The organism is Tsuneonella mangrovi, from assembly GCF_002269345.1.
GTDB lineage: Bacteria > Pseudomonadota > Alphaproteobacteria > Sphingomonadales > Sphingomonadaceae > Tsuneonella > Tsuneonella mangrovi.
On the sequence record NZ_CP022889.1, the window covers coordinates 623,188 to 641,862 of the forward strand.

The following is an 18,675-nucleotide window of genomic DNA, read 5'->3' on the forward strand; positions in this document are numbered from 1 at the left end:
ACGGTTGCTGCGAGCCGCTCCCACGCGGCCGCCTCTTCCACTGTCAGGCCGCGCGGATGGCTCACTTGCCGAGCAGCCGCGCCAAGGTGCCGCGCGGCAACAGCACCAACGCCTTGCCGTGCCCGCTCATCCCGCCGGCGATCTCGCGCGCCTCGTCACCTGCGCCCCAGAACGTGTCGAATCGATTGGGCCCCTTGATCGCCCCTCCGGTATCCTGCGCGATCCACAATCCGTTGGCGATCGGACGGTCGGTTTCAAGCCACACCGGCGCGCCGAGCGGCACGAAAGCCGGATCGGCAGCGACCGAGGATTCCCGTTTCACCGGCACGCCCAGCGCGCCGATCGGTCCGGTACCGGTCAATTCGCGGAAGAACACCCAGCTCTGGTTGAGGTCCATCAGCGCCTTACCTTCAACCGGATGCTCACGGAGGTAGGCCATGATGCCCTGCATCGAGGGCGGATATTGCCCCGGCCCGTCGCCGATCAGGCCCTGTTTGCGCATCGCGGCGCCGATACTGGTGTATGCGTGGCCGTTCTGCCCGGCATAGCCGATCCGCATGACCGCGCCGTCGGGGGCGACCAGGCGCCCTGAACCCTGGACCTGGAGGAAGAAGAACTCGACCGGATCGGCGACCCAGGCGATCTCCAGCCCCTTCCCCGCGAGTGCCCCGGCCTCGATTTGCTCGCGGGTGTAATAGGGCACGAACTGGCCGGTTTCATCGTATCGCCCGAGCGGCGGGCGGCCCGTGCGCCGGGCTTCGGGCGTATCCGCCGGCCAAGCCCGCACCAGATCGGGCGGCAAGCCGTAGACCGGCACGTCGTAACCGGCGATGTGCGTCCGGCTGCCGCGAATTTCAGGCTCGTAGTATCCGGTGGCAAACGCCTTTCCGTCTCCGACCTCGGCGGTCTCGAAGTAGCGGACGAAAAAAGCCTTCGCCTCGAGCGGGCTCCACGCATCGGCGGCGGTGCAAGCGATCTGCCAGCCGGCTCCGGTAGTCAGCTGGGACTTGTCGGTCCGTTCAAGCAGCTTGGGACAGCTTTCGCGGAACGAGAACAGCGCATCGGCGGCATCGCGCGCATCGAATGCCAACGACGCGACCGGAGGGCCCGCGCGCACGCCTGCTGCAAGCGCATTGGCTGGTGGCGGCGGAGGTTGTTCGGGTCGCGGCGTCCGCACGCAACCGGCGAGCAGGGCCAGCCCGGCCAGTGCTATGCCAAGCCGTGTCGCGCCCCCCAGCACGGCAGAAGATCAGGCTTCGTCGGTTTCGTCGAGCAGCCAGTGCGGGTCCGGGTTGCGCACATCGCGGCTGAAGGTCCACAGATCGCGTGCTTCGACAGCGTCGTCGAGCGAACCGGCGATGACGTTGCCATCCTTGTCCCGGGTCACCGCCGCGATGTCGGCCACGAAACGGACACGGACGCGCGCGGTCTTGGCAACCAGTTCGGCCATGTCGATCTTCACGTCGTCGATCCGTACCAGCCGGTTTTCGAGCGTTTCACCAGCCTGTTCACGCGCGGCGATCGCGGCGTCGAACCCGGCATAGACGTCGGCGTCGGTCAGTTCCTTCAATGTTTCCCGATCGCCTTTCCAGAACGCCTCGAGAATCATCGAATAGGCACCCTTGGCACCGTCAAGGAAAGCTGTGATGTCGAAAGAGCGGTCGGCTGCGGCGATGTCCTGCACTCCGCGTTCGACGGCCAGTGGAGCGCCTTCCAACGCTGCCGCACGCGGCGGCTGCACGGGCCGCAATGTCGGCTGCTGCACAGGCTGGTCGGCAGTGTCGCCGGCATCGAAGCGCTGCGGCACAGACTCTTCCTCGTGCTCCGCCCGGCGCCCGAGCACCGAATAGAGACGCAGGCCCAGAAAAGCTGCGATCATGGCGAGGATGATGATCTGGAGAACCACGTTTAGCCTTGTCTTTCCTCTGTAACGAAGCGGTGCTTCACCGCCGTTGATCCATAGGTGCCCTAGATAGGTACAAAATACAAATGAACAACGCCTGATGAGGGCATTCGGGTCCGCCGTTGCGGTCCGCAGCGCGCGGTGCTACGCGGCGGGCCGATCACGGGCGCACGACTGCCCCAACCAGCGAAATACAGGATACGATACGACATGGCCGACGAAGGCGACGTTCTCACCGATCTCAACATGGACCCGGCAGCGGGCGGCAATGGCGCGGACAATCAGCCCGTCGCCGGCATTATCCAGCAATATGTCAAAGACCTGTCGGTCGAAAATCCGAATGCGCCGGCTTGCTACCAGTGGCAGAGCCAGCCGGAAGTGGACATCCAGTTCAACATCGCGGCCAGCCAGGTCGACGCGGAGATCCACGAGGTCGAGCTGAAGATCACCGCCAATGCCAAGGCTCCGGAAGGTAGCTTCTACCTTGTCGAGGTGGTCTACGGCGGGCTCGTCGGGATGCGCAACCTGCCCGACGAACAGGCGCACCATTTCCTTTATGCGGAGGCCCCGCGCCTGTTGTTCCCGTTTGCGCGCCGGATCGTCTCCGATGCGACCCGCGACGCGGGCTTCCACCCGATCCAGATCGACCCGATCGATTTCAACGGGCTCTACATGCAGCAGCTCCAGCGCAAGGCGGAAGAAGAAGCCGCTGCGGCCGCAGCTGCTCCGCCGGCGGGCGAAGCCTGAGCCCGCTAGCCTCAGCGTAGTTCGGCGGACATGAGCTCGCTCGTCCGCAACGTCGGCACTATCGGCGGCCTGACTGCGGTCAGCCGCGTGTTCGGATTCGTGCGCGACATGCTGCTCGCCCGTGTGCTTGGCGCCGGGCTGGCGGCCGACGCCTGGCAACTCGCCTTCACCCTGCCCAATACCTTCCGCCGGCTGTTCGCCGAAGGCGCGTTCAGCGTGGCGTTCGTGCCGATGTACACCCGGCGGCTGGCGGGCGATGGCGGCGAAGCAGCCGCCGACGAATTTGCGACAGACGTGCTCTCGGTGTTCATCTGGGTGCTGCTGGGTTTCTCGGCGATCTGCATGATCGCGATGCCCGGGATCGTCTGGCTGCTGGCACGCGACTTCCAGGCGGTGCCGGGCAAGTTCGAGCTGTCGGTGATGCTCAGCCGCGTCACCTTCCCCTATCTCTCGCTCGTCAGCCTGGTGGCGATGCTTTCGGGCCTGCTCAACGCCCGTTCACGGTTTGCACCTGGGGCGTTTGTGCCGGTGCTGCTCAACATCGTGATGATCGCAGGCATCATTACAGGCTGGTACCTGCGAGGCGCCGGTGGCGACGACCGGATCGTCGCGTGGTCACTGGCCATCTCGCTATCGCTCTCGGGCGTGGCGCAACTCGCCTATATGTGGTGGGCGAGCCACAAGGCCGGGGTCAAGCTCAAGGTCAGCGCGCCGCGCTTCACGCCCGAGGTAAAGCGCCTGGGTATGCTGATCCTGCCTGCCACCTTCGGCGCCGGAATCTACCAGGTCAGCCAGCTGGTCGACACGTTCTTCGCCACCAGCCTGCCGCAAGGTTCCCTGGCGCTACTCAAATATGCCGATCGGTTGAACCAGATGCCGCTGGGCATCTTCGGGATTGCGCTGGGCACAGCGATCTTGCCGATGCTGGCACGCCATATCCAGTCGGGCGACCGGCGCGAGGCGCAGCGGCTGCAGGCCAACGCAGTCGAGATAGCCACGCTGCTCTGCCTGCCAAGCGCGGTCGCGCTCGCGATCTGCTCCGAAGCCTTCACCGCCGGTATCTTCCAGGGCGGCAAGATGACCGCTGCCGATACCGCGATCATGGGCAATATCGTGATGGCGCTGGTCGCGGGATTGCCCGCATATGTGCTGGTCAAGGTGTTCCAGCCTGCGTTCTTCAGCCGCGAGGACACCCGCACGCCGGTTTTCGTCGCCGCCGGTGCGCTGGTGATCAACATTGCGCTCAATTTCTACGTCGTGCCGCGCTACGGGATCGTCGGTCTCGCCGCCGCAACGGCCACCACTGCAACGCTCAACGTCCTGACGCTCTATACCATCCTCCAGCTACGCGGATGGTTCTCGATGACCTGGAAGCTGGCCGAACGCATCGTTCGCCAACTGCTCGCGACAGCAGCGATGGGTGCGGTGCTGTGGTGGCTCACGCCGGAGTTGCAGCCGTTCTGGAGCGGGTCCGCGATCGACCGCATCTGGTCGCTCGGTGCGCTGGTCGCGATCGGCGGTGTTGTGTTCTTTGCTGCCGCATTCCTTGTCGGAGCGCTCGACAAGGACCTGATCGCCCAGTTGCGCCGCCGCCGCCAACCCGTGCCCAAGGACTCGGGCCCGCCCAACCTTTCCGAGTAGGGGCTTTCGCGCCGCACCGCCCGGCGCTATGGCGCTTTTCCATGAACCCGATGCCTTCATTCGCAAACGCTGCGCCGTGCCGGTTTTTCGTGCGCGGCCGGGCGGCCTGGCGATGGCTGTGATCGCCTGATCCAGCTTGCGGCCCGGCACGGGCCAGCCCAACCGTTTTGCGAATCCATTCTCTGAAAGGCATTTATCCATGCGTGTCGTTTCCGGCATCCAGCCCACCGGCAGACCCCATCTCGGCAATTATCTCGGTGCCATCCGCAACTATGTGAAGTTGCAGGACGACGCCGTCGCTGCGGGCGGCGAGTGCCTGATCTTCATCGCCGACCTCCACGCGATCTCGATGCCGCACGATCCGGCCGAGTTGCGCGCCTCGACGCTCGAACTGGTTGCGACGCTGGTCGCGTGCGGGCTCGATACGAACAAGACCGTGCTGTTCAACCAGGCGCAGGTCCCTGCCCATGCCGAGCTGCAATGGCTGCTGTCGGGCACCGCACGGATGGGTTGGCTTAACCGGATGACGCAGTTCAAGGACAAGTCCGGCAAGAACCGCGAAGGGGCCAGCATCGCGCTGTTCACCTACCCGGTGCTGCAGGCGGCTGACGTGCTGCTCTACCAGGCGACGCACGTGCCCGTGGGCGAAGACCAGAAGCAGCACCTGGAGTTGGCGCGCGATATCGCGCAGAAATTCAACAACGACTTCTGCGCCGAAGACGCCCCGTTGTTCACTCTGCCAGAACCGATCATCCCGCCAGACGCGGCACGGATCATGAGCTTGCGCGATGGGACTAAGAAGATGAGCAAGTCCGACCCGAGCGAGATGAGCCGAATCGAGCTGGCCGACGACGCCGACACGATCATGAAGAAGATCAAGAAGGCCAAGACCGATCCCGAGCCGCTGCCGGGCGACAAGGCGGGCCTGGCAGATCGTCCGGAAGCGGAAAACCTCGTGTCGATCTGCGCCGCGCTGACCGGCGAAACGGTCGATGCGGTCTTGGCGCGCTTCGAGGGGCATGGCTTCGGCGCGTTCAAGCCAGTGCTCGGCGAAGCCTTGGTCGAGACGTTGAGCCCGATTTCAAAGCGCTACCGCGAACTGCTCGAAGACCGCGAGTCGCTCGACGCGATACTTGCGAAAGGTGCCTTCCGCGCCCGCGAAATCGGCACTCCGACGCTCGACGGGACCTATTCCGCGCTTGGCCTTGTGCGAGGGCGGGATCGCTGAATCCGGCGCTCGGGCGAGACCGTTTTGATTGATCCGGCAACAGCTTGACCTGTCCCGCGTTCAAACACGGTTCACCACGGGCGCTTTACACTTCGCCGTATCGGTGACAGCGTGCGACGGTTGCTGAAGGGGTTGGGCCGTTTCACGCTCACGCCTTGATATGCGAGGTAAAATCTCATGACCATGCCCACACACTGGGTTCGCTCCGCCAAGCTGATCGTCGCGTCGCTGGCGTTCGCCGCGCTTGCGGCCTGCGCCACCCCCTTCAACGCGCAGGTTTCGCGCTTCCAGACCGATCTGCCCGCGCCAGAAGGCCAGACCTTCGCGATCGTGACCAACAATCCGAACCTGCAGGGCGGGCTCGAATTCTCGATCTATGCAAAGGATGTCGCCGCACACCTCGAGAAGCTCGGTTATGCTCGCGCAGCGTCGCCGCAGGCGGCCAGCTTGCTGGTGAATTTCGATTACGGTGTCGACAACGGACGCCAGTACGTGGAGCGCGATCCACTTGCTCCAAATCCGTATTTCGATCCGTGGTACGGGTATAGCCGCTATTACTACTCCCCCCGCTATTGGGGTAGCCCGTGGGCCTACGGCTTTTACGACCCGTTTTTCGACAACGATCTCAATTCCTACACCGTCTACACCAGCAAGATCGACCTGAAGATCAATCGGGCGAGCGACGGCCAGCCGCTGTTCGAAGGCCGCGCGCAAGCACTGTCGACCTCGAACCACCTGCAGTACCTGGTCCCGAACCTCGTCGAAGCGATGTTCACCGGTTTCCCGGGCGACAACGGCAAGACGGTCAGGATTTCGATTGCGCCTGAAAAAATGGCGGCCAAAAGGCCCGACTGACCGCGCGATCGGGCATCATCGGTGCGGATCCCAGTTAATGCCCTCCGCTGAGCTTGAGCCGGATGTGATCGAACATCGGTCCGTATAGTCGCTGGGCGAATTCGACCCCGACATAGCCGCCCTCGGACCAGACAACGCTCGCGTCGTATGGACCGAGGGTCTCGATCCGGATGCTGATACGCTCACCACCTCGGAGCCCGCTGAACTTGTCATAAAAGCGGCACCCGCTGTCGGACAGGTCCTTCAAGACGACCTCGCGCCGGACGCCGTTGGCGAGGCGATATTTGCCCCACACTTCGATCGGATAGCGATCGGAATGGCGATGCTCGCTCGGCATGCCTCCCCCATGTGCAACAACGCGTACGTCATAGCACAGTTTTCCGCAGAAGTCCTTCGTACAACTACTGAGGCGGCGGATGGCTCGCGCCACTGCTATCCCAAGCGCGCGTGTCCTCCGGTCGAGCCGAAGCCACCCGCTCCGCGCCCGGTCGCATCGAGCTCGGTCACTTCGCTCCAGCGCGCCTGCACCACCGGAGCCAAGACCAGTTGCGCGACCCTGTCACCGCGCGCGATGGCAAACGGCTCGGTGCCGTGGTTGATGAGGATCACCTTGAGTTCGCCGCGATAGTCCGAATCGATCGTGCCGGGCGTGTTGGGCACGGTGATCCCATGCTTCAGCGCAAGCCCCGAACGCGGGCGGACTTGGATTTCGTATCCTGCCGGAATGGCCAGCGCGAGACCGGTTGCGACCGCGTAGCGCGCACCGGGCGCAATCGTCACGTCTTCGGCCGAGAGCACGTCCATCCCTGCCGAGCCGGGCGTAGCATAAGCCGGCAGCGCCAGCCCCTCGCCATGCGGCAAGCGCTTCACGCTCACGGAAACGGGATCGGTCATCAATAGGCCCTCATGCTACGCATCGAGGGGCAATTACTGGTCGCGCGGGTCCACCTTGTCGAGCGCTTCGGCGAGCTTTTCCGCAAGCGCCATCGCGACCTGTTCCTTGGGCATCTCGGGCAGGTCTTCCACGCCGTCGCTGCTGACGATGTGGACGGTGTTGGCATCGCCGCCCATGACATCGCCCGACACGTCGTTGGCGACAATCCAGTCGGCTGCCTTGCGCTTTCGCTTGGTCTTGGCGTTCTCGACCACGTCCTCGGTTTCGGCTGCAAAGCCGATCAGCACCTTGGGACGCTGCTTGCCCGCCGCGACGATCGCGAGGATGTCGGGGTTCTCTGCCAGCAGCAGTGCGGGCGGCGCTGAACCGCGCTTTTTCATCTTCTCGGACTTGTAGTCCTTGCTGCGCCAGTCGGCGACGGCAGCAACCATGAACGCAGCATCGGCCGGCAAGGCCTTCTTGACCGCATCGGCCATTTCGCGCGCGGATTCGACGTCGATCCGGTCAACTCCCGGCGGAGTCTGGAGATGCACCGGGCCGGCCACCAGGGTAACCCGCGCACCAAGCGCCGCGGCCGCGGCAGCAATGGCAAAACCTTGTTTGCCGCTCGAGCGATTGGCGATGTAGCGAACCGGGTCGATCGGCTCGTGCGTCGGCCCGGCAGTGACCAGCACGTGGCGGCCGAACAGCGGACGATGATCCGGGGCCACCTCGAACTCGGGCTGGCCTTCGAGCGGATCTTCCTCGATCGAAAATTCTTCCGGCACCGGTTCGGGTGCCTGTTCGCCGGTCCCTGTCTTGACCGTGTGGTTGATCGCTTCTGGATCGGTCGGCGGTGCCGAACGCGCCTTGCCCTTGGTCGCCATCAGCGGACCGGACAGGTCGGGTTCGGGAAGCGGTTCGGCGTCTTGTTCCTCCGCGGGAGCTTCGCCGTCTTCAGACAGTCCCTCGGGCGCGTCCTCAAGCTCGGCCTCGTGCTCGGACAGCTCTTCGATCTCTTCTTCCTCGGGCGATTCCTCGCGCGGCTGGCGCGAGCGCGGGATAAGCGCGGAAAGCAGGCTTCCAAAGCCGCCCTTGCTTTCCGGCTCCGGCTCACCCTCTTCGCCCAGCACCTCGGCTTCGTCAGCATCATCGGCCAGCTTGGCCTCCGCCGGAGTGGACTTTGCCGAAGGCGGAGGCGGCGGCGCGACTTCACCCGGGTCGAGCCCGAGCTGGTCGGCAATGGCTGCCCAGATCACCGGCGGTTCGGGCAAGCGGCCCGGGCCAAATTCGCCGCACGCCATCGTCCCCTCGTCGGGATCGATAACGGTCACACCAGCATCACGCAGCCATTCAACGTTGCGCTGGGTGGTCGCGTGCTCCCACATCCGCACGTTCATCGCCGGGACCGCCATGACCGGCTTGTCGGTCGCCAGGATCAGCGTCGTGGCGAGATCGTCGGCGATACCGGCGGTCATCTTGGCCATCAGGTCCGCCGTCGCCGGGCAAACGACCAGCAGGTCGGCTTCCCGCGAAAGCTGGATATGGCCCATCTCGACCTCGTCCTTGAGATCGAACAGGCTGGTGTAGACCTTGTTTTCGGAAAGCGCGCCTAGTGCGAGCGCAGTCACGAACTGGCTGCCGCCTTGGGTCAGCACACAAGTGACGTCCGCCCCGCCCTTGCGGATCAGGCGCACGAGCTCGCACGCCTTGTAGGCCGCGATGCCGCCCCCGACGACGAGCAGGACTTTCGGGCCGCTCAAGCGCAGCGATTCCCGCGTGTCACGTGATGGCCTTGCGACCAGGTCGTGCATCTGCAATCCCACTGTTTCATCGCGCCAGACTAGCCCCGGCGCATACCGGTTGCCAATCCTCAACCCGCAATGGTTAAGATTACGCTAGCGCCGACCCGTAATGCACGAGTAGGAATCGGGTAACCGGAGGAGAAAAAGTACCATGCGCCTGATAGTAACCGCCCTGCTTTTCGCTGTCGGATTGCTGTTCATCCTCCTGGGGTTGAACTTCCTGGTGTTCCCGGTGAACGCAGGCGGCGGATTCGGCCTCAACGCCAATGGCGCACAAGGCCTGGCGGTCCTGCGGGCGGATTTCCCGGCAATGTTCTTTGTCGGCGGCGCGACGATGCTGTGGGGGGCCTGGAAGCGAAACGGAGAGCTACTGCTCGTGCCGGCTGCGATTTTCGGCCTTGCCTTGCTCGGAAGGTTCGTATCGCTGGCGCTCGACGGCACCTACCCCGCGTTCTGGTTGCCGATGGCGGTAGAGGCGACCGCCGCAGCCCTCGCATTGATCGGCAGCAAGGTACTGCCGCACGAAGTGGTCTAGAAATGCACCAACCCCACGGCGAACGCCGCAGCAACGGCAGCCCCGCCAATTAATCCACCCAGCAACAACTGAAGCCAGTTGAGCCGCGATTTGCGCCTGCGGTCCCACATCAGTTCTATCTCGGGGAGCGGCGGCGGTTCGGGTGCGCCTCCCTTGGCGGGGAACCTCTCCTCCACTCGCCGGACCAGGTCCGGCAGGCGCAGGAGCGTCTCAGCGTCTTTCTTGATCCGGTCGGCGAGCGCGGCTTCCGGGCCAAGCTCGTCGCGAATCCAGCTGCGCACGAACGGCGCTGACACATCCCACATGTTGATCTGCGGGTTGAGGCTGGTGGCAATCCCTTCGACCATCACCATCGTCTTTTGCAGCAGAAGCAGGTGCGGCTGGGTCTCCATGTCGAAATCGCGGGTGATCGCGAACAGCCCGTCGAGCATCTGGCCCACGCTCAGCTCGCTCACCGGCTTGCCGCGCATCGGCTCGCCCACCGCACGCAGCGCGGTCGCGAACTCGTCGACCGAGTGGTAGCTCGGCACGTATTGCGCTTCGAAGTGGATTTCCGCCACGCGGCGATAGTTCCCGGTGGTCAGGCCATAAAGGATTTCCGCCAGCCATTGCCGTGCGCGGCGGTCGATCCGCCCCATGATCCCGAAATCGATCGCGGCAATCGTCCCGTCGGCGCGCACGAACAGGTTTCCCTGGTGCATGTCGGCATGGAAGAAACCCCCGCTGATCGCCTGGCGCAGGAACGCCAGCACCAGCCGTTCGGCCAGCTGTGGCAAGTCGTGTCCAGCCGCGATCAGCTCGTCGCGCTTGGAAATCTTGATCCCGTCGATCCAGTCGACGGTCATCACCCGGCCGTTGGTGCGATCCCAGTCGATCGAGGGAATCATGTAGCCCTCGACGCCGTGCATCGATTCGGCGAGTTCGCTGGCCGAGGCCGCTTCGCGCCGCAGGTCGAGTTCGCGATTGGTCCAGCGCTTGAAGTTGGCGATCGTTAGACGCGGTCGCAGCCGCTTGGCTTCGCCGCCAAACGCCTCGAGGTGTGCCGCGGCCCATTCATACGTCTCGATGTCGCGCGCGAGCCGCTTGCGGATGCCGGGACGAAGCACCTTGACCGCCACTTGCCGCCCTTCGGTCGTCACCGCCCGGTGGACTTGCGCGATCGAGGCCGAGCCGACGGGCTCCGGGTCGATTTCGGCGAAAAGCTCGCTCGTCGCCCTGCCGAAGCTGGACGCAATCGCCTGCTCGATTTCGGCAAAGGCAATCGGCGGGAGGTCGTCCTGCAACGTCAGCAGGTTGTTCGCAGCCGCTTCACCCACCAGGTCGGGTCGCGTCGCAAGCGACTGGCCGAGCTTGATCGCCGCCGGACCGATATCCTGAAACGCGCCGGCATAATCGGGCACGTGCGGCTGGTTCGTGCCGAAACGGGCAATGCGTGCAAGTCGCTTGACCTCGGGCGGCGTGTTCGGATCGCGCTCGATCCCGCGCAGGGCACCGTGGCGCGCCAGCGTCCGCCCCCACTTGAGCAGGCGAAAGATATGGGTGACGGGCCGCGTCACGTCAGATCTTCCACCCCGAATGGATGGCGACGAGCCCGCCAAGGATCGGCTCGACCTTTGTCCGGCTGAACCCGGCCTTGCGGATCATCGCTTCGAATTCGGGCATCGGCGGGAACCGGCGGATCGATTCAATCAGGTAGCGATACGAATCCTCGTCGCCAGCAACCAGCTTGCCGATCTGCGGCACCAGCTTGTGCGAATAGGCATCGTAGACGTCCTTGAAACCGGGCCATTCGGTGGTCGAGAATTCGAGGCAATAGAACCGCCCGCCGTGCTTCAGCACTCGGTGCGCCTCTGCCAGCGCCTTGTCGATATGGGTAACGTTGCGGATGCCGAACGCGATCGTGTAGGCATCGAACAGGCGGCTTGGATAGGTCAGCTCTTCCGCATTTTGCCGCGACCAGCTGAGCCCGTCGATCCCGCGATCGAGCGCGCGCTCGATCCCCACGTCGAGCATTTCCTGGTTGATGTCGGCCACGGTCACTTCCGCGCCGCGCGCGGCCATGCGGAAGGCGATGTCGCCCGTCCCGCCCGCCATATCGAGGATCGCTTCGCCCGGTTGCGGCTTCACCCGGCGGACGAACTTGTCCTTCCACAGCCGGTGCATCCCGGCTGACATGGCATCGTTCATCACATCGTACTTTGCCGCGACGTTAGAAAACACCGCACCGACGCGGCGGGTCTTTTCATCGGGTGCAACGTCTTCGTAGCCGAAGGATACCTGTTCGCTTGCCTGCTTGCTCATGGGCAAGCGCCTTAGGGGCAATTGCCGCGCGGGCAAAGGGTGTTAGAGAGCCTGCGATGCCCGAGCTTCCCGAAGTCGAAACCACCGTGCGCGGGCTTGCCGCTTTCCTCGAAGGCGAGACCATCGTGCGCGTCACGCAGAACCGGCCCGACTTGCGTCGCCCATTCCCGCCGGATCTTGTACAGGCGCTGACCGGAGCGAAGGTAACGTCGCTCGGGCGGCGCGCAAAGTACGGCTTGATCCACACCGACCGCGATCGGACGATGGTATTCCACCTGGGCATGAGCGGGCGCTGGCGGATCGACCCCGAACGCGCCGAGAAGCACGACCATCTCGTGATCGAGACGGCCGGGCACCGCTTTACCTTGAACGATGCGCGACGGTTCGGGTCGGTCGACCTGATCGATACGCCGAGCCTCGAAAGCTGGCCGGCATTCGCCGCGCTCGGCCCCGAACCGCTTGGGCCTGGCCTGACTACCGCGCACCTGAAGGCAGCGTTCGCGGGCAGGAAGCAGGCGATCAAGCTGCTCTTGCTCGATCAGCGGATCGTCGCCGGGCTCGGCAATATATATGTGTGCGAGGCGCTGTTCCGCGCCGGGATCGATCCACGCAAGGCAGCGGGACGCGTGAGCAGAGCCAAGCTGGAGTTGCTCGTCCCGGCAATCCGCGAAGTGCTTGAACAGTCGATCGTCGATGGCGGTTCGACCTTGCGCGACTACGCCAGGCCCGATGGCGAGCTGGGGTATTTCGCGACCCGCTTTGCGGTCTACGGACGCGAGGATCAGCCTTGCCTTCAGGGCGATGGCGGCAAGATCCGTCGGGTCGTGCAGGGCGGGCGCAGCTCATGGTTCTGCCCGCGCTGCCAACGATAGCGGCGAGATGGCTAGCCGATGCTTGACGATTCGCCCCCTTCCCGCTAGGGGCGCCGCTTTCCGGCGGATACCCGCCGTTAGCAACATTCGACACACAGGTTTTCGGCCGCTTGCCTGACGGGCGGCCAGCAGTAAGGACAGACATGGCCAACACGCCGCAAGCCAAGAAGCGCATCCGCCGCAACGACCGTCGCGCGGAAGTCAACACCGCCCGCATGAGCCGCATCCGCAGCTTCATCAAGAAGGTCGAAACCGCAATTGCCGGTGGTGACAAGACGGCCGCTGCCGAGGCACTCAAGGAAGCGCAGCCGGAATTGATGCGCGGCGTTGCTCGCGGCGTGGTCCACAAGAACACGGCTGCCCGCAAGATGAGCCGGCTCAGCAAGCGAGTCGCTTCGCTCTGAGTCGCGAGTCGCCCCATCTCGGGGCCGCTTGATCATCATCCGAACACGATAACGCCGGTGCAATTGCGCCGGCGTTTTTGTTGCACCTGCGAGAGCAACTGTAACCGAACTGCAAAAAACCTAGGGATTCTGCCGATTCGCAAGCCTTGCACTGCAACGTAGTTATTTTTCAATGCTTTATATGCAATTGCTGGGGTTTCGGCGAGTCAACAGGTTTTATTTCATTTTTTTTGCACCCTGCCCCTTGCAAGCCGCGCCGCGCTGTTCAATTGAATGCCCGGTCAGCAGCAGGACAGCGCTGATTCTAACATCACTGGACACGACGTTTGAGCCTTAACCGGGGGGTTTTGAGGCACGCCGAAGTTTTGTCCAGCGACGGGGCAAACAGACAGGATCGGCGAATGCCGGATTTCGGGGACGGGGACTGGCATCGATGACTGATATGAACAGCGGCGTGGGGTCGACGCGGCGCAAGGGCGGTGAGGGCAATATGGAAGATCTGGAGGCAGTAAACCTGGCAGCCGATTGGGCAGACATCAGCCAGGGCCTCCGAAAAGATCTTGGCCACCAGCTTCACAGCCAGTGGATCAAGCCGATCCAGGTCGGCGGGATCGACAAGGACAGCGGCACACTCAATCTCTACCTGCCGACCGAGTTTTCTGCCAACTGGGTCAACGACCGGTTCCACGACCGGCTGAGCCTGGCGTGGAAGATCGCGCGCGGTGAAGTCCGCCACGTCAAGATCATGGTCCACCCTGGCCGCCGCAAGCTGCCCGAACTCAATTTCGGCAATGGCCGCGCGGCGAACGATGGCGGCGACACCAGCATGATCGCGGTTTCGGCCAGCTCGATCGGCGATCGCGGGTTCACTTCGTCGGTCGGTCTGGATCCATCGCTGACCTTTGCCGCATTCATCACCGGCGAAGCCAACGTGCTGGCCTGCAACGCCGCGCAGCGGATGGCCGCAACCGAACAACCGCAGTTTTCGCCGCTCTACCTCAAGGCCGCAACCGGCCAGGGCAAGACCCACCTGCTCCACGCGATCGGTCACGCGTATCTTTCGGCCCACCCCCGCGCGCGGATTTTCTACTGCAGCGCAGAGCGGTTCATGGTCGAATTCGTCCAGGCGCTGAAATCGAACCAGACGATCGAATTCAAGGCGCGCCTGCGCAGCTTCGACTTGCTGCTGGTCGACGACATCCAGTTCATCATCGGAAAGGCGAGCGCACAAGAAGAGCTGCTCTACACGATCGATGCGCTGCTGGCCGAAGGCAAGCGGCTGGTGTTTGCCGCCGACCGCGCGCCTCAGGCGCTCGACGGGGTCGAGCCGCGTCTGCTCAGCCGCCTGTCGATGGGCCTCGTTGCCGATATCCAAGCGGCCGACATGGAGCTGCGCCGCAAGATCCTCGAATCGAAGCTCACCCGCTTCGCACCGCTCGACGTTCCCGCCGATGTGATCGACTTTCTCGCCCGCACGATCACCCGCAATGTGCGCGAGTTGGTCGGCGGCCTCAACAAGCTGATCGCCTACGCCCAGCTGACCGGGCAAGAGGTCTCGCTCCAGCTCGCCGAAGAGCAGCTGACCGATATCCTTTCGGCCAACCGCCGCCGGATCACGATCGACGAGATCCAGCGCACGGTGTGCCAGTTCTACCGTATCGACCGTGCCGAGATGGCCAGCAAGCGCCGCGCGCGCGCCGTTGTTCGCCCGCGCCAGGTGGCAATGTACCTCTCGAAGGTGCTTACGCCCCGCTCCTACCCTGAAATCGGGCGTAAGTTCGGCGGGCGCGACCATTCGACGGTAATCCACGCGGTGCGGCTGATCGAGGACCTGCGCCAGCGCGATGCCGACATGGACGGCGACGTGCGCAGCCTGCTGCGACAGCTGGAAAGCTGAGCGCATTGCGCTATGGGGGCTTCATGTCCCCGTCAGACCATTTCCACGCGCTCCCCGTCAATCTCCCGGCAACGTTCTGGCAAGCTGCCAAGCGCGGCGTCCGCTGCCGCTGCCCGCGTTGCGGCGGCGGCGAGCTGTTCGGCAAGTGGCTCAAGCCGGTCGAGCGCTGCCGCACCTGCGGTCAGGACTGGACCCATGCACGGGCGGACGATGTCCCGGCGTACATCTCGATCCTGCTCACCGGCCACCTGCTCGCCCCGCTGATCATCTTCCTGTTCGCGGACCTCGACCTGTCGCTGTGGGCGGCGGCGGCGATCATCTTCCCGCTCGCGACCGGAATGGTGATCGGCGGGCTGCAGCCGATCAAGGGCGCAGTGATCGCGTTGCAATGGTGGCTGGGGATGTTCGGTTTCAAGCGTGAGCGCCCCGCCGAGGCCACGCCTGCCCTCCCCGATACCCAATGAGTATTTCGCCCGAACGCCTGCCGCGGTTCGCACGCCATATCGTGCTGCCGCAAATCGGCGGCGCGGGGCAGGTCGCGCTGGCGCAGGCGCATGTCATGCTCGTAGGCCTCGGCGGGATCGGCAGCCCGGCGCTGCAATACCTCGCCGGAGCCGGCATCGGGAAGTTGGCGCTGGTTGACGACGACACCGTCGACGCCAGCAACCTCCAACGCCAGACGATCTATTCGGAGCGCGACATCGGCCACGGCAAAGCCGTTTCCGCGCGCCGCTGGCTGGCCAATTTCGATCCGAAGATCGCGGTTGAACTCGACGATCGCCGGATCGATGCCGCGCGCGCACCGCAGATCGTGGCAGGGGCCGATCTCGTGCTCGACGGAACCGACAACTTTGCCACCCGCCTCGCAGTATCGGATGCGTGCGTTGCAGCGGGCGTTCCGCTGCTCAGCGCCGCTGTCGGGCGGTTCCAGGGCCAGGTCGGTGCGTTCGCGGGGCACCTGGCGGACCATGCCTGTTACCGCTGCTTTGTCGGCGACGCGTTCGACGCGGAAGACTGCGACACCTGCGCCGACGAGGGGATGCTGGGCGCGATGGCCGGATGGGTCGGCACGTTTGCGGCGATGCAGGCGGTGCGCATCCTCCTCGCCCCGACCGGCGGGATTGGCGATCCGCAGTGGGGCAAATTGCACCTGCTCGACGGACTTCAACCGGGCATGCGGACGATGACTGTGCCCAAGGATCCGCAGTGCAAGGGCTGCCATAGCGCCTAGGCCGGGCGACGAATTCGTTTGCCGCTCCTGGGATTTAGTGCTTCGGTCCCGACAGGGGGCATCGACTGATGGAACAATCCCGGCCATTCGGCATCTGGACTGCGACCGCTGTCGTAGTCGGCACCATGATCGGCGCGGGGATATTCGTGCTTCCCGCAGCCCTCGCGCCTTACGGCACCACCGGCACGGTGAGCTGGATCATCGCCGGGGCGGGCGCCATCACGATAGCACTGGTCATATCCGCGTTCGCCGCCAGTCGGCCCGATGAACCGAGCACTCTCGCGATTTGCGGAGATATCCTTGGACTGATGCCTGCCCGGCTGATCGCCTGGGCCTATTGGACATCGGTTTGGACCAGCATGTCTATCGTCGCCATCACGGGCGCGGCATACCTGCTGCACCTTTTTCCCGCCGCCCCGCAGGGCACGTGGGCTAACGCGATCCTCGCCACTGCAATCATCGCGATCGTTTCAGCTGCAAACCTGCGCGGGGCAGGCACAGCCGGGAACCTGCAGGTTGTAACAACCCTGCTCAAGGTCATACCGCTTGCGGTCGTGATAGGCGTTGCAGCGTGGCTGGGAACCTCGTCGCCGCAAACCTTCTCTGCAACCCACGTCCCGTCCTTTTCGCTGGCTCTTCTGACCCCAACCCTTGCGATCACGTTCTACGCAATGGTGGGCTTCGAGACCGCCGGCCTGGTGGCAGAGCGGGTTCGCGATCCCGCGCGCAATGTCGCGCGCGCAACGGTAATTGGCGTATTGGCGGTGCTTGCAATCTATTGGGTCGTCAGCACCACCATCGTATATGCAGTTCCGACGACAGAACTACAGCACAGCAACGCCCCCATCGCAGACTTTGTTGCCAAGTTCGTTGGCACCGGTGCCGGCGACGCAGTCGCGCTGTTCGCGGCCATTTCCGCCATAGGCTGCCTCAACGGTATGGTGTTGGTAACCGGCGAAATTCCGCTTGGCCTTGCAAGGGACGGGCAAATACCCGGCTGGATGGCACCTACCAATTCACGCGATGTCGCTGACCGGCCTTTGCTGTTGGGCAGCATTCTCTCGATCGCGCTCATCCTCGGCAGCGTGACGGGCCTTGGCGAACGGGTACTGGATTTCATGCTGCGCCTGACAAATGCGTCGGCAATCGTGTTCTATGGCGGAATTTGCATCGCCGCAATCGCGGCCCGTTCGAAGCCCGTCCACGCCTTCATCGGTTTGGGTTTCTGCGTCTGGATGCTCTACGGAACCGGCTGGCAGGCTGGCGGGCTTGGGATGCTGCTGATGGCCGTTGCAGTTCCTTTGCACTTCCTGATCGGCGGACGCACGACGGCGCGCGGGACCGCGCCGGCCTAGGCCGCGTGGACAAACTCCGCACGAGCCACGGTTCGAGACCCATTTGGCTGCTTGCGAGGCGCAAAACCGAAGTCAGAGTGGGCCTCTTGCAAGGTTTTGCAACGAAGCAGGCGGCCAAATGGGCCGAACCCCGCAGGGGCCGGGCCGAAAAGCGCCATTTCTGCGTCGTTCTTCCTCGAATATGCCAGCATATCCTTCGTCCTCACTCCTTGAACTGACGCTTTTCGACTCCGGCCGTGACCGTGAGGAATTTGTCCACGCGGCCTAACCCGCCAATACTTCCTCGACCCACGCCGGCACGACTTCGCTCGCCGAGCCAAGCCGCGTCTCGTCGAACCAGCTGCTGCCCTGGCTGCGCTCGAGGTTGAGTTCGAGCGTCTGCGCACCAAGGCTCCTGGCATCGCGCACGAAGCCCGCCGCGGGATAGACCGCCCCGCTGGTGCCGATCGACACGAACAGGTGCGCGGTGCGCATCGCCGCGTAGATCTCCTCCATCCGGTAAGGCATCTCGCCGAACCACACGACGTCGGGCCTAAGCGCGCGCGCACCGCAGCGCGGGCATGGCGGGCGGTCGGCAAGCGGACCGGTCCAGCGGCTGCGCTCGTCGCAATAGGTGCACCACGCATTGAGGTGTTCGCCGTGCATGTGCAGCACCCGGCTGGCGCCGGCCCTCTCATGCAAGTCGTCGACGTTCTGCGTCACGATCAGCAGGTCGCCATTCCACGCACGATCGAGCCGAGCGAGCGCATCGTGCGCCGGGTTGGGCAGCTTCTCCTGGATCGCCGCGCGACGCATGTCGTAGAACCGCAGCACGAGGTTGGGATCGCGCTCGAACGCCTCGGGCGTCGCGACATCCTCGACCCGGTGCTGCTCCCACAGGCCCCCGCCGCCGCGAAAGGTGTCTATTCCGCTTTCTGCACTGATCCCGGCACCGGTCAGGATCACGATATTGCGAATGTCTGGCATGGCTCGATCCTAGGCCGCGTGGACAGATTCCGCACGAACCACGGTTCGAGACCCATTTGGC

At 64.2% G+C, this 18,675-nt stretch carries 19 protein-coding genes; 11 read left to right on the top strand and 8 right to left on the bottom strand.

The genetic code is table 11. From position 1 onward, the window contains the following. Positions 1-61: 61 nt before the first annotated feature. Together mltA and CJO11_RS03000 are read right to left on the bottom strand one after the other, a co-directional pair. Positions 62-1,213: a murein transglycosylase A gene (mltA, locus tag CJO11_RS02995; RefSeq protein WP_420823157.1), complete on the bottom strand. Its 1,152-nt coding sequence runs from the start codon at positions 1,211-1,213 to the stop codon at positions 62-64. A gap of 36 nt (positions 1,214-1,249) precedes the next feature. After that, positions 1,250-1,906 (bottom strand): Tim44/TimA family putative adaptor protein, encoded by a 657-nt coding sequence (locus tag CJO11_RS03000; RefSeq protein WP_095011379.1) that lies wholly within the window; start codon positions 1,904-1,906, stop codon positions 1,250-1,252. A 207-nt stretch (positions 1,907-2,113) separates the two neighbouring features. Between CJO11_RS03000 and secB the strand changes: the two genes are divergently transcribed. The 4 genes from secB (at position 2,114) to CJO11_RS03020 (ending at position 6,374) form a co-directional block, all read left to right on the top strand. Next, positions 2,114-2,650 carry a protein-export chaperone SecB gene (gene secB, locus CJO11_RS03005; RefSeq protein WP_095011380.1) on the top strand — a complete coding sequence of 179 codons (537 nt, stop codon included), beginning with the start codon at positions 2,114-2,116 and terminating at the stop codon, positions 2,648-2,650. Between the two features lie 30 nt (positions 2,651-2,680). After that, positions 2,681-4,291 carry a murein biosynthesis integral membrane protein MurJ gene (gene murJ, locus CJO11_RS03010; protein ID WP_095011381.1) on the top strand — a complete coding sequence of 537 codons (1,611 nt, stop codon included), beginning with the start codon at positions 2,681-2,683 and terminating at the stop codon, positions 4,289-4,291. A 199-nt stretch (positions 4,292-4,490) separates the two neighbouring features. Beyond that, the gene (gene trpS, locus CJO11_RS03015; RefSeq protein WP_095011382.1) at positions 4,491-5,519 is read left to right on the top strand and encodes a tryptophan--tRNA ligase; all 1,029 of its coding nucleotides are present in this window, start codon (positions 4,491-4,493) and stop codon (positions 5,517-5,519) included. Positions 5,520-5,696: 177 nt separating this feature from the next. Then, the gene (locus CJO11_RS03020; protein WP_095011383.1) at positions 5,697-6,374 is read left to right on the top strand and encodes a DUF4136 domain-containing protein; all 678 of its coding nucleotides are present in this window, start codon (positions 5,697-5,699) and stop codon (positions 6,372-6,374) included. A 34-nt stretch (positions 6,375-6,408) separates the two neighbouring features. Here the strand turns inward: CJO11_RS03020 and CJO11_RS03025 are convergent, their stop codons facing one another. From CJO11_RS03025 to CJO11_RS03035, 3 genes are all read right to left on the bottom strand, one after another. Then, complete coding sequence (locus tag CJO11_RS03025) at positions 6,409-6,711, bottom strand: PilZ domain-containing protein (protein WP_095011384.1); 303 nt, start codon at positions 6,709-6,711, stop codon at positions 6,409-6,411. Between the two features lie 95 nt (positions 6,712-6,806). After that, positions 6,807-7,268: a dUTP diphosphatase gene (gene dut, locus CJO11_RS03030; protein WP_095011385.1), complete on the bottom strand. Its 462-nt coding sequence runs from the start codon at positions 7,266-7,268 to the stop codon at positions 6,807-6,809. Between the two features lie 33 nt (positions 7,269-7,301). Further along, a complete protein-coding gene (locus CJO11_RS03035; RefSeq protein ID WP_095011386.1) occupies positions 7,302-9,062 on the bottom strand; it encodes a bifunctional phosphopantothenoylcysteine decarboxylase/phosphopantothenate synthase in 1,761 nt (586 codons plus the stop codon). Between the two features lie 142 nt (positions 9,063-9,204). On the opposite strand from CJO11_RS03035, the gene CJO11_RS03040 reads away from it, so the two are divergent. Next, the gene (locus tag CJO11_RS03040) at positions 9,205-9,588 is read left to right on the top strand and encodes a DUF4345 family protein (protein ID WP_095011387.1); all 384 of its coding nucleotides are present in this window, start codon (positions 9,205-9,207) and stop codon (positions 9,586-9,588) included. Here the strand turns inward: CJO11_RS03040 and ubiB are convergent. Continuing rightward, a complete protein-coding gene (gene ubiB / locus CJO11_RS03045) occupies positions 9,585-11,144 on the bottom strand; it encodes a 2-polyprenylphenol 6-hydroxylase (RefSeq protein WP_095011388.1) in 1,560 nt (519 codons plus the stop codon). The two genes, CJO11_RS03040 and ubiB, sit on opposite strands and share 4 nt — an antisense overlap. Position 11,145: 1 nt before the next feature. After that, complete coding sequence (locus tag CJO11_RS03050; protein WP_095011389.1) at positions 11,146-11,889, bottom strand: class I SAM-dependent methyltransferase; 744 nt, start codon at positions 11,887-11,889, stop codon at positions 11,146-11,148. Positions 11,890-11,945: 56 nt separating this feature from the next. Between CJO11_RS03050 and mutM the strand changes: the two genes are divergently transcribed. The 6 genes from mutM to CJO11_RS03080 all read left to right on the top strand — a co-directional run bounded on the left by mutM (position 11,946) and on the right by CJO11_RS03080 (position 17,648). Further along, positions 11,946-12,761 carry a bifunctional DNA-formamidopyrimidine glycosylase/DNA-(apurinic or apyrimidinic site) lyase gene (gene mutM / locus CJO11_RS03055; protein ID WP_095011390.1) on the top strand — a complete coding sequence of 272 codons (816 nt, stop codon included), beginning with the start codon at positions 11,946-11,948 and terminating at the stop codon, positions 12,759-12,761. Positions 12,762-12,904: 143 nt separating this feature from the next. Next, the gene (gene rpsT, locus CJO11_RS03060; RefSeq protein WP_095011391.1) at positions 12,905-13,165 is read left to right on the top strand and encodes a 30S ribosomal protein S20; all 261 of its coding nucleotides are present in this window, start codon (positions 12,905-12,907) and stop codon (positions 13,163-13,165) included. A 433-nt stretch (positions 13,166-13,598) separates the two neighbouring features. Continuing rightward, the gene (dnaA, locus tag CJO11_RS03065; RefSeq protein ID WP_240504543.1) at positions 13,599-15,062 is read left to right on the top strand and encodes a chromosomal replication initiator protein DnaA; all 1,464 of its coding nucleotides are present in this window, start codon (positions 13,599-13,601) and stop codon (positions 15,060-15,062) included. A 23-nt stretch (positions 15,063-15,085) separates the two neighbouring features. Next, positions 15,086-15,526 carry a DUF983 domain-containing protein gene (locus tag CJO11_RS03070; RefSeq protein WP_095011393.1) on the top strand — a complete coding sequence of 147 codons (441 nt, stop codon included), beginning with the start codon at positions 15,086-15,088 and terminating at the stop codon, positions 15,524-15,526. Continuing rightward, the gene (locus CJO11_RS03075) at positions 15,523-16,293 is read left to right on the top strand and encodes a HesA/MoeB/ThiF family protein (protein ID WP_205651098.1); all 771 of its coding nucleotides are present in this window, start codon (positions 15,523-15,525) and stop codon (positions 16,291-16,293) included. Before CJO11_RS03070 ends, CJO11_RS03075 begins: the two co-directional genes overlap by 4 nt. A 68-nt stretch (positions 16,294-16,361) precedes the next feature. Continuing rightward, a complete protein-coding gene (locus tag CJO11_RS03080; protein ID WP_095011394.1) occupies positions 16,362-17,648 on the top strand; it encodes an APC family permease in 1,287 nt (428 codons plus the stop codon). Positions 17,649-17,912: 264 nt separating this feature from the next. On the opposite strand, the gene CJO11_RS03085 is transcribed toward CJO11_RS03080, so the two are convergent. After that, positions 17,913-18,614, bottom strand: coding sequence for an NAD-dependent deacylase (locus CJO11_RS03085; protein WP_095011395.1), 702 nt, complete (start codon positions 18,612-18,614; stop codon positions 17,913-17,915). Positions 18,615-18,675: the final 61 nt, after the last annotated feature.